The organism is Actinomadura roseirufa (genome assembly GCF_900659635.1).
In the GTDB taxonomy this organism is placed as follows: domain Bacteria; phylum Actinomycetota; class Actinomycetes; order Streptosporangiales; family Streptosporangiaceae; genus Spirillospora; species Spirillospora roseirufa.
Map to the genome: position 1 here is coordinate 1 of NZ_CAACVB010000270.1, position 9528 is coordinate 9528.

Here is a 9528-nt window from a genome sequence, read left to right on the forward strand (position 1 = left end):
CTCGCCCGGATTCTGCTCGCCGGTCTGGTGGTGGGCCTGCTCACCGGCCTGTTCGGCGTCGGCGGGGGCTTCGTGATCGTCCCGGCGCTGGTGCTGGCGCTGCGGCTGCCGGCGCCCGCGGCCGTGGGCACGTCGCTGCTCGTCATCGCGGTCGACTCGGCGGCCTCCCTCGCGGCGCGCGGCGGGGGAGGACACGTCGACTGGGCGCTCGTCCTGCCGTTCACCGCCGCCGCGATGGCCGGGGCGCTCGCCGGGCGGCGGGCCGCCGGGAGGCTGCCCGCCGCCCTCCTCACCCGCTCGTTCGCCGTCCTCCTGCTCGCCGTGGCGGGTTGCGTCGCCGTCACCGGCGGCGCGGCCCTCGCCTGAGGGGAACGCCAACGAACCGGCGCCGGGGAGCGTCTAGAGAATGAAGCCCGACGCGAGCGAGGACGCCCCCTGATGACCGACCCCCTGCAGCCCGAGGACCCCGCCCAGGTGGGGGAGTACATCCTGACCGGACGGCTCGGGGACGGCGGGCAGGGCTCGGTCTACCTTGCCCACGACGGCACCGGACGGCGCGTGGCGGTGAAGCTCCTGCACGCGCGGCTGAGCGGGGACGAGGCGGCGCGGGCGCGGTTCGTCCGGGAACTGGAGGTGGCCCGGCGGGTCGGCGGGTTCTGTACCGCGCAGGTGCTCGACGCCGACGTCGAGGGGGACCGTCCGTACATCGTCAGCGAGTTCGTGGACGGCCCGTCGCTCACCGCGCTGGTGCGCGCGGAGGGCCCGCGGTCCCCGGCGGAGCTGGTCCGGCTCGCGGTGGGCACGGCGACGGCGCTCGTGGCCGTCCACCGCGCGGGGATCGTGCACCGCGACTTCAAGCCGCCGAACGTGCTGGTCGGCCCCGGCGGGCCGCGCGTCATCGACTTCGGCATCGCGCGGGCGCTGGACTCCACGGTGCTGACGATGACCAGCCAGGTCGTCGGGACGCCCGCGTACATGGCGCCCGAGCAGGTCTCCGGCGGCGTGGTCGGCCCCGCCGCGGACATGTTCGCGTGGGCGGCGACGATGCTGTTCGCGGCGACCGGCGCCGTGCCGTTCGGCGGCGAGTCGATCGCCGCGGTGCTGCACCGGGTGCTGCACGACACGCCGGACGTGGCGCCGCTGCCACCCGGGTTGCGGGAGATCGTGGCGGCGTGCCTGGAGAAGGACCCGGACCGCCGCCCGACCAGCGAGCAGGTGCTGTTCCGGCTGCTGGACGTGGTCGGGGAGGACGGCGGCGGGGACGCGGTGAGGCGCGGCGCGGAGCTGGTGAAGACCGGCGGGGCGCGCCCGGGATGGCCCTCCGGCGTGGACCGGGTGCGGACGGGACGCTCCCGGCGGATCCTGGTCGCGGGAGCGGTCCCGGCCGCGCTGGCGGCGCTGGCGATCCTCGTGCCGGTCGTGGTCTCCCAGTTTCCGGACGGTGGTGCGCGCGGGTCGGGCGGTGCGGGCACGTCGGCGGGCGGGTCGCCGGTGACGGTCCCGGTGGGGTACCTGGGGCCGCTGACCGGTGACGTCGCGTCGCTCGGGCGGGCGATGGCCGACGGGGCCCGCCTCGCGGTGGACGAGCACAACGCGCGGCACCCGGCCGTGCGGGCGCGGCTGGTGGAGGCCGATACCAGGGGCGTGCCCGACTCGGCCCCGGCGGCGGTGCAGCAACTGCGGAAGGCGGGCGCGGTCGCGGTGGTGGGTCCGTCGCTGAGCGCCGAGACCAAGGCCGCGATGCCGATCCTGGAGCTGGCGCACATCCCGAGCGTGTCGCCCGCGGCGGCCGCGGGGCCCCTGGCGGAGAGCGGATGGCGGTTCTGGCACACCACCGTCCCCGACGGCGAGGAGGCGGCCCGGGCCCTGGCCGACCTGGCGGGCGGGTCGCGTCGTCCGCTGGCGCTGTACGACGGGACGACGTCCGCGCGGGACGTCGCCAACGTCGTCAAGCAGCGGCTGGAGAGCAAGGGCGCCACGGTGCGCCAGGAGCAGATCGCCGAGCTCCCCGGCGAGGACGCCGGCATCGTGCGGAAGATGCGCGGCTGGGGGACCGACGCGGTGTTCCTGTCGGCCACGGCCGACCGCGCGGCGTCCCTGATCCACGAGGCCCGGGCGGGCGGGGTCAAGGCGCGCTTCTACCTCAGCGACCTCGCACTGGCGAAGGGCGTGGCGACGCCCGACGCCGAGGGCACGATGCTGACCTGCTCCTGCCTGTCGCCGGAGGCGGCCCAGTCGCTCCCGCCCGCCATGGCCGCCTTCAGCTCCCGCTTCGCCGGGGCGAACAAGGGCCGCAGGCCGCCCATCTACGCGGCGGAGTCCTACGACGCGGCGTCCGTGCTCCTCAAGGCACTGGCCCAGGGCAGGCGGACGGGCGACGAGATCAACGCGTTTCTCCGCACCGTCGACGTCGAGGACGGCCTGACCCAGCGCATCAGGTTCACCGGCACCGGCCGTCTCACCGAGGGCCGGAGCTACGCCTACCGGGTTCAGGCCGGGAAGATAGTCCTCCTGGGCGAGGCCCAGAAACCCCGGACCCCCTAGGCGGCTACGAGGTCGGCTCTTCTTCCAGGAGATCGTCGAACTCGCCGTCCTTGACGCCGGCGATGAAGGCGTCCCACTCGGCCTCGGTGAAGTAGAGGATGGGGCCCTCGGGGTTCTTCGCGTCGCGCATGACGACGGCCCTTTCGCCGAAGTCCTTGTGCTGGACGGGGACGTCCTTGCCGTCGATGAACTCGATGATGACCCCGTCGCTGAGGATCGGCTCCTGTGCTGTCACTGGCGCACCTTCTTCGTCCCGGGCTGTGGTCGTCTCCCAGGCTAGTGCGCTGTGGGCCGCCGCACAGGAAAAGGCATCCCCGGCCGTCCAGTGTGGGGAGGGACGGCCGGGGATGATCAGGGGGGTCAGGGCTCGCCGTGGCCCAGGGCGCCGGTCCGGGCGCGGTCGTCACCGGGGGACGAGGAGCCGCCGGACGTCCCGTGGAGCGCCGGGGCGGAGCGGCCGGTCCGCTTCCCGGCGCCGCCGCAGTGCCCGGCGGTGCCGAGCCCGCCGGTCGAGGAGGAGGCGGCGCAGCAGCCGTACCGCGACGTCCATTGGCGTTCGGCGTCGACGTACCACGAGGTCACCGGCTCGGGAGCGGACGCGGAGCGCCGGTCGGGCCCGGCCCGGGCGGTGGCCGGCAGAAAGGTCGTGCGGGCCATGTCGCTCTCCTGGGGTCGCGGGAGATGGGGAGAAGGAGCACCCTGCTGGGACTGTAGGGCCGCGGAGGAACGGGACCAATTCATCGCCGAGAAGTGATTTTTCACAGTTAATTGCGAACGGGTCGAACGTCCGTTTCGCCGGTTTGAAAAGTTCGAACGCCGGGTCGAAGGGCGCGGACGCGGAGCGGGAGATCGGCGGGCGCCGCGGCCGGCGCGGGGCTCCGGCGGGAGCGGGTCCGCCGGGTCGTCACGGGAGGCCAGGGCGAGATCGGTTCCGTTCCCAAGGCTGTGGGGGATCTCTCGGGTGTCGACCGCGCCGTCCGGACCGTAATCCCCTATGATCTCTTCATCCTGTTCGTCCTGCTTCGTGCGATGAGGTGAGAATCCACGGACGGGTCGGACCCGGCATTTCATCAGGGATGGTGGCAGTGACGGCGGCAGAGGTCCGGCCGGCCCCCACGGGGGTCAGCTGGGTGAGGCGTACATCCACGGTGTGAGCGGGTTCGCCGAGGGCGCCCGGTGGATCCGCGGCACCTCGGCGAACCCCGGCCGTCCGCCGGGGCGCCCCGAGGGGCGCGGGTGCCCGGCGGGCCGGTGCTCAGTTCGCTGAACCGGTGCCCGGCTCGGTGCGCCGGGACGCCGCCGAGGGGACGTTGAGGCCCTCTTCGAGGATCGCGAAGGCCTGGTCGACGGCCTCGGTGATCGTGGCGTGCGCGCCGTGCGCGTTGATCGCGTCGGCGGCGGCCTGGAAGGCCCCGGTCGCGGCGGCGGCGATCACGGACGGGCGCATGTCGGTGGCGGGGTCCACGCCGAGCCGATCGGCGATGATCCGGGTCATCTCGGCCTGCTTCTTCTGGGCGTGCTCCAGGCTGCCCGCCATGAGCGTGCCGCTGTCGCGCTGGAGGCTCAGCACGCACTGGAAGCGCTCGGGGCTGAAGCCGAGGTCGCCCCGCTCGCAGGCGGTGGCGATGCCGACGACGGTACGGCGCAGCGCCGTCATGATCGGCTCGTCGGCGGGACGGGCGGCGAGGGCCGCCACGACCGCGCGGAACTGATCCTCCTGGAAGGTGAGCGCCACGTCCTCCTTCGAGGAGAAGTACCGGAAGAACGTCCGGGACGACACGTCCACGGCGTCGGCGATCTCCTCGACGGTCGTGGAGTCGAAGCCCTTCCTGGCGAACAGGGCGAACGCGGCGTCGACGAGCGCCTCGCGGGTGCGCTGCTTCTTGCGCTCCCGCCGGCCCGGGGGGCGGCTTTCCGGCTCCGGTGGACGGGGCTCGGCGGCGGTCGCGGTCATGTGCGAAGTGTAACCAGCCGCGGACCTCGCGCCAACCGTCGCGGGCCATCTGATGTCGTGATGTGAATCATGTCGCCATGCGACGGGAGGCATTTGACGACAAGTGTCGCTCTATGACACTTTGATGTCTCCATCATCCTCGCCTGGAGACCCAAGATGACTCACTCGCAGGGCGCCGAGGTACTCCACCCCGGCGCCGCAGGAACATACGGCCCGGCCGGCCGCCGCACCAGGGCGGGTCACGGCCATCCCTGGCTCACCCTCGTCGCCGTCGCGCTCGGCGTGATGATGGTCGGACTGGACGCCACCGTCGTCTCCATCGCCAACCCCGCCATCGCCAAGGACCTCGGCGCCGACCTCTCCGGCCTCCAGTGGGTCACCAACGCCTACCTGCTCACCCTCGCGGTCACCCTGATCCCGGCCGGGAAGATCGCCGACCGGTTCGGGCGGCGGCGCACCTTCCTCGCCGGAGTGATCGGCTTCGCCATCGCCTCGGTGCTGATCGGGTTGTCCGGCGGGCTCGGGATGGTCATCTTCTGGCGGGTCGTGCAGGGGTTCGCGGGGGCGCTCCTGCAGCCCGCCAGTCTCGCCATCCTGCGCAACACCTTCCCGGTGGACAAGCTCAATGCCGCCATCGGCATCTGGGGCGCCACGGTCGGCATCTCCATCGCCGGCGGCCCGATCGTCGCCGGGCTCCTGGTCGAGAACGTCAACTGGGAGTCGGTGTTCTTCCTGAACGCCCCGCTCGGCGCGCTCGCGCTCGCCGTCGGCCTCTGGGTGATCCGCGAGTCCAAGGACGAGAGCGCCGGCGGCTCCTTCGACCTGCCCGGCGTCGCGCTGCTGACCGGCGCGCTGTTCGCCCTGGTCTGGGGCCTGATCAAGGCCGGTGAGCACGGCTTCGGCGCCGCGGTGCCGCTGGTGTCGTTCGCCGCCGCCGCCGTCCTGTTCGCGGCGTTCGTCGCGGTGGAGTCCCGGACGCGCGACCCGCTGCTGCCGCTCGCGCTGTTCCGCTCCGTCCCGCTGTCGGCCGCGACCGGGCTGATCGTCCTCGGCTTCTTCGCGATGTTCGGCACGATCTTCTTCATCACCCTCTACCTGCAGCAGGTCCACGGCATGAGCCCGGTCGACGCCGGTGTCCGCATGCTGCCGATGACCGGCGTGTTCATCGTCGCCTCACCCGTCGCCGGCGCGCTGACCAGCCGCTTCGGGCCGCGGCTGCCGCTCGCCCTCGGCATGGCCTTCACCTCCGCCGCGATGTTCGGGCTCTCGCGCATCGGGGTGGACGCGCCGTACGTCCAGCTCTGGCCCTGGTTCGTCCTCGTCGGCCTCGCGTTCGGCCTGGTCATCGTCGCCGGCACCGAGGCCATCGTCGGCAACGCCCCGGCGCACCTCGCGGGCGTCGCCGGCGGGCTCCAGCAGACCGCGTCCCAGGTCGGCGGCGTTCTCGGTACCTCCGTCCTCGGCGTGCTCATGTCCACCAAGGTCGGGAACGTCCTGGTCGAACGCCTGACCGGCGCCGGGGTGCCCGGACCGGCGGCGGAAGCGCTCTCCGGCCAGGACGGCCTCGTCTCCCAGGGCGTCGCGCCCGTTCCGCCGGGCACGCCCGCCTCGGCCGCCAGGGCCATCACCGAGGGCAGCCACCAGGCGTTCATGGACGGCTTCCAAAGCGCCCTGACCGTCGCGGGGGCCGTCGCCCTGGTGGCGATCCTCGCCGCCCTCCTGGTCCGCCGCGGCGAAACCCCGGTGGAAGGCGCCGCGGTAGCGTGATCCCCCGGGCGGGGTCGTCGTCCTGGTGGGCGGGTATCGGCTGCTCGATGCCCCCTGAGCGCCTAGGGTGCCGGATATGCGCGGCTTTCTCAGACGGTACCCCGTGCCGTTGGCCTTCCTCGGGGCGTTCACCGCGATCTGGGGAGTGCAGGCGCTCGTCCTGACGCGCGCCGCCCGGGACGAGGTCACCGCCTGGGCCAGCACCAACCTCGACAACCTGGAGGTCGACCCCGTCGGCACGATGGTCGCGTCGGCGTTCGTCGCCGAGGACGCGCAGGGCGTGCTGCTGGTGGCCGCGGCGCTCGGGCTGTTCCCGGTCGCCCGCCGGTTCGGCAACGCGCGGGCGCTCGGGCTCGCCGCGGCCGCGCACATGCTCGGGACGGTCGTCAGCCAGGGCATCGCGCTCGTCCGGCTGGAGGCGGGGGACCTGCCGGACTCCATCCGCACGGCGCCCGACGTCGGACCGTCCTACGTGGTGTGCGGCGCGCTGGTCGCCGCGGCCCTGTACGGGCCGGGCGGGGCGCGCCGGCTCCCGCCGCTCGCGGGCTGGCTGACGCTCGGCCCCGTCCTGCTGCGCGGGCTGCCGACGCTGCAGGTCGCGGCCGTCGGGCACCTGGTGGCGATGCTCACGGGCGCGCTGGTGGGCGGCGTGTTCGCGCTGCGCGGGCGGCGCCTCGCGGTGCCGCCCGCGGAGACGGCCGGGGTCGTGCGGGACGCCGCGGGGGCCGCCCGCTCGGAGAACTGACCTCAGCCCAGTCCCGGGAGGGGCACGGGGTTGATCACCGGGCTCGGGCTCGGCGTGCCGGGGTCGACGGGCGATCCCGTCGGGGTCCCGACCGGCGGCGTGGTGGGCTCGGTGGTGCCCGGTCCGTCGGTCGGCGTGGTCGTCGGCTCGCCGCTGGGCGGGGTCGTGGGCGTGCCCGGCACGGGCGTGGACGGGTTGCCCGGGTGGGACGGCGACGGGCTTCCGCTGGTGGAGGGGCCGCCGGACGGCGTGCGCACGGGCGAGCCGGTCGGGGTGCCGCCCGACCCCGGCCCGGAGGGCTGCGGACGGTCGCCGGGGGTGGTGGTGACCGGGTCACCGGACGGCGCCTGGAGCGAACCCGAGGCGATGCGTTCGGAGCCGGTGAGCCCGGGGGGCGGGCTCGGGTCCTCGTTCGTCCCGGACGAGGCGGGCCGGGCCTGTCCGCTACTGGCCGTCGGCACCAGAGACGCCGCGCCGCCGTCGCGTGCGGTCTGCCAGGAGACGAGGAGACCGACGACGGCCGCCGCGGACGCGGCGAGGCCCGCGGCGGCGCCGAGGCCCTTGGAGATGCCGGACGGCGCGTGCCGCGACCGGGCCGCGCCCGCCTGGCCGATGACGACGAGGGGGGTCGGCGCGGTGACGCTGGGCAGCGGCCGGGCCGCCTCCTCCTCACAGCCGGCCAGTACCTTCTCGCGCAGGCCGGAGGGCAGGTCGGTGGGCGCGCGCCGGGCGAGGAGCTGCGGCAGCCTGCCCTTCTCGAACGCGGTGATGAGCTCGGGCTGGGGTCCCGCGGTGCCGCGCATGAGGACGTCGAGGACCGCGCTCTCCAGCCGCTTGCGCGCGATGGCGAGCAGCTGGGCGACGGTGTCGGGCGCGAGGCCGAGCACGCGTGCGATGTCGTGCGGTTCGAGCCATTCGCCCGCCCACAGCAGCAGGACCTCGCGGTGGTCGGGGCGCAGCCCGCCGGCGGCGCGCAGCAGCGGGTCGGGGTCGGGGTCGGCGGTCAGCCGGTGGGCGCGGCCGGTGAACGCGCCGCGCTCGGCGCAGGCCGTCCGGGCCAGGGCGTAGAGCCAGAGCACGCTGTCGCCCCGCGGCGGCTGGTGCACCGCGGCGGTGAAGGTGTCGCCGACCGCCGCCGCGGCCTCCGCGTCGCCGACGAGCGACCAGCAGTAGGCGTAGAGGCGGGCGGCGTGCGCGTCGTAGAGGGAGCCGAGGTCCCCGCGCATGGTGCCTCCCGGTGGGTCTCTCCGTTGGGTCTCTGCCGGTGCCGGTCGCCCGAGACGGACATACCGGCGGGTGTCGGACTCTAGCGCCTTCCCCCGGCGGCCGCGAAGTCGGTCACTGGACGCGGTGTCGAAGAGTGCTGCCCGATTCGTACGGACAGTGATAGGTATCGCCCCGGAGCGTCACATTCGTCTAGATCAACCAAAATTCATGAAAATGACCGGATTCCTGATGCGGTTCAGCAGGGAAGGATTCGAACTCGTTATCGAATTCGAAGGGGGCGGGTGTGACCAGGCTGACTGTCGACGGCGTCTACCAGCACATTCGCGGAGTCTGTTTCAAGAAGGGACCGCCCGGGACGGTCGGCGCGGAGACCGAGTGGCTGGTGGTCGACACCGCCGATCCGGCCGCGCACGTGTCCGCCGGGAGGGTCCGCTCGCTCGTGGCGGAGGCGGGACCCCCGCCCGGCGGCAGCGCCGTCACCTACGAGCCGGGCGGGCAGCTGGAGCTCAGCTCGGCGCCGTTCGGCGGGCTCGCCCCGCTGCACGCCGCGCTGGAGTCCGACATCGCGCACGTTCAGGCGGCGCTGGCGCCCGCGGGCCTCGCGCTCGCCGGCCACGGCGTCGATCCCGTCCGCGAGCCCCGTTTCCAGGCGGAGCATCCGCGGTACCAGTGCATGCGCGACTACTTCCGCGCCGGCGGGTTCGCCGACGTGGGCATGGCGATGATGTGCTCCTCCGCGTCCGTCCAGGTGTGCCTGGACATCGGCGCGGACGACGCCGACGCCGCGCGCCGCTGGCGGCTCGCGCACGCGCTCGGCCCGGTGCTCGTCGCGGCGTTCGCGAACTCGCCGCTGCACGCCGGGCGCCGCACCGGCATGCGCTCCTCGCGCCAGGGGATCATCTGGACCGAGCTGGACCCGTGCCGCACCCTGCCCGTCCTGCGGGACGGCGCGGACGGCGACCCGGCGGAGGCGTGGACGCGGTACGCGCTCGACGCCCGGGTCATGCTCGTCCACACCGCGTCGGGCGACTGGGTCTCCGACCCCGGGATGTCGTTCGGTGAATGGCTCGGCAAGGGAGAGCCCACCGAGATCGACCTGGAGTACCACCTGTCGACGCTGTTCCCGCCCGTCCGGCCGCGCGGCTGGCTGGAGCTCCGCATGATCGACGCGCTGCCGGCCCGGTACTGGCCGGTTCCGGTCGCGGTGGCGACCGCGCTGCTGGACGACCCCGCGGCGGCCGCGGCGGCCGAGGCCGCGGCCGAGCCGGTGGCGCGGCTGTGGGCGGAGTCG

At 74.2% G+C, this 9528-nt stretch carries 9 protein-coding genes; 5 read left to right on the forward strand and 4 right to left on the reverse strand.

What is annotated here, in order from left to right:
- Together E1291_RS34490 and E1291_RS42570 are read left to right on the forward strand one after the other, a co-directional pair.
- On the forward strand, positions 1 to 366 hold a 366-nt coding region (locus E1291_RS34490), incomplete at its 5' end, for a TSUP family transporter (protein WP_165495429.1).
- A 72-nt stretch (positions 367 to 438) separates the two neighbouring features.
- Complete coding sequence (locus E1291_RS42570; RefSeq protein WP_165495430.1) at positions 439 to 2544, forward strand: bifunctional serine/threonine-protein kinase/ABC transporter substrate-binding protein; 2106 nt, start codon at positions 439 to 441, stop codon at positions 2542 to 2544.
- 4 nt (positions 2545 to 2548) lie between these two features.
- On the opposite strand, the gene E1291_RS43495 is transcribed toward E1291_RS42570, so the two are convergent.
- The 3 genes from E1291_RS43495 to E1291_RS34510 all read right to left on the reverse strand — a co-directional run bounded on the left by E1291_RS43495 (position 2549) and on the right by E1291_RS34510 (position 4498).
- Positions 2549 to 2779, reverse strand: a complete 231-nt coding sequence (locus E1291_RS43495; RefSeq protein WP_207401093.1) for a DUF397 domain-containing protein — start codon at positions 2777 to 2779, stop codon at positions 2549 to 2551.
- 125 nt (positions 2780 to 2904) lie between these two features.
- Positions 2905 to 3201 (reverse strand): hypothetical protein, encoded by a 297-nt coding sequence (locus E1291_RS34505; RefSeq protein WP_131742264.1) that lies wholly within the window; start codon positions 3199 to 3201, stop codon positions 2905 to 2907.
- A gap of 598 nt (positions 3202 to 3799) precedes the next feature.
- Positions 3800 to 4498, reverse strand: a complete 699-nt coding sequence (locus E1291_RS34510) for a TetR family transcriptional regulator (RefSeq protein WP_131742265.1) — start codon at positions 4496 to 4498, stop codon at positions 3800 to 3802.
- Between the two features lie 156 nt (positions 4499 to 4654).
- On the opposite strand from E1291_RS34510, the gene E1291_RS34515 reads away from it, so the two are divergent.
- Positions 4655 to 6265: an MFS transporter gene (locus E1291_RS34515; protein ID WP_131742266.1), complete on the forward strand. Its 1611-nt coding sequence runs from the start codon at positions 4655 to 4657 to the stop codon at positions 6263 to 6265.
- A 109-nt stretch (positions 6266 to 6374) separates the two neighbouring features.
- Complete coding sequence (locus tag E1291_RS34520; RefSeq protein ID WP_131742267.1) at positions 6375 to 7010, forward strand: rhomboid-like protein; 636 nt, start codon at positions 6375 to 6377, stop codon at positions 7008 to 7010.
- Between the two features lie 2 nt (positions 7011 to 7012).
- Here the strand turns inward: E1291_RS34520 and E1291_RS34525 are convergent, their stop codons facing one another.
- A complete protein-coding gene (locus tag E1291_RS34525) occupies positions 7013 to 8236 on the reverse strand; it encodes an RNA polymerase sigma factor (RefSeq protein ID WP_131742268.1) in 1224 nt (407 codons plus the stop codon).
- A gap of 284 nt (positions 8237 to 8520) precedes the next feature.
- On the opposite strand from E1291_RS34525, the gene egtA reads away from it, so the two are divergent.
- Positions 8521 to 9528, forward strand: a 1008-nt coding sequence (gene egtA / locus E1291_RS34530) for an ergothioneine biosynthesis glutamate--cysteine ligase EgtA (RefSeq protein ID WP_131742269.1), incomplete at its 3' end; no start/stop codon positions are given.

Coding starts and splice junctions, on each gene's coding strand:
- E1291_RS42570 (WP_165495430.1), top strand. CDS start 439: ATGACCGACCCCCTGCAGCCCGAGGACCCCGCCCAGGTGGGGGAGTAC.
- E1291_RS34525 (WP_131742268.1), bottom strand. CDS start 8,236: ATGCGCGGGGACCTCGGCTCCCTCTACGACGCGCACGCCGCCCGCCTC.
- E1291_RS34515 (WP_131742266.1), top strand. CDS start 4,655: ATGACTCACTCGCAGGGCGCCGAGGTACTCCACCCCGGCGCCGCAGGA.
- E1291_RS34505 (WP_131742264.1), bottom strand. CDS start 3,201: ATGGCCCGCACGACCTTTCTGCCGGCCACCGCCCGGGCCGGGCCCGAC.
- E1291_RS34510 (WP_131742265.1), bottom strand. CDS start 4,498: ATGACCGCGACCGCCGCCGAGCCCCGTCCACCGGAGCCGGAAAGCCGC.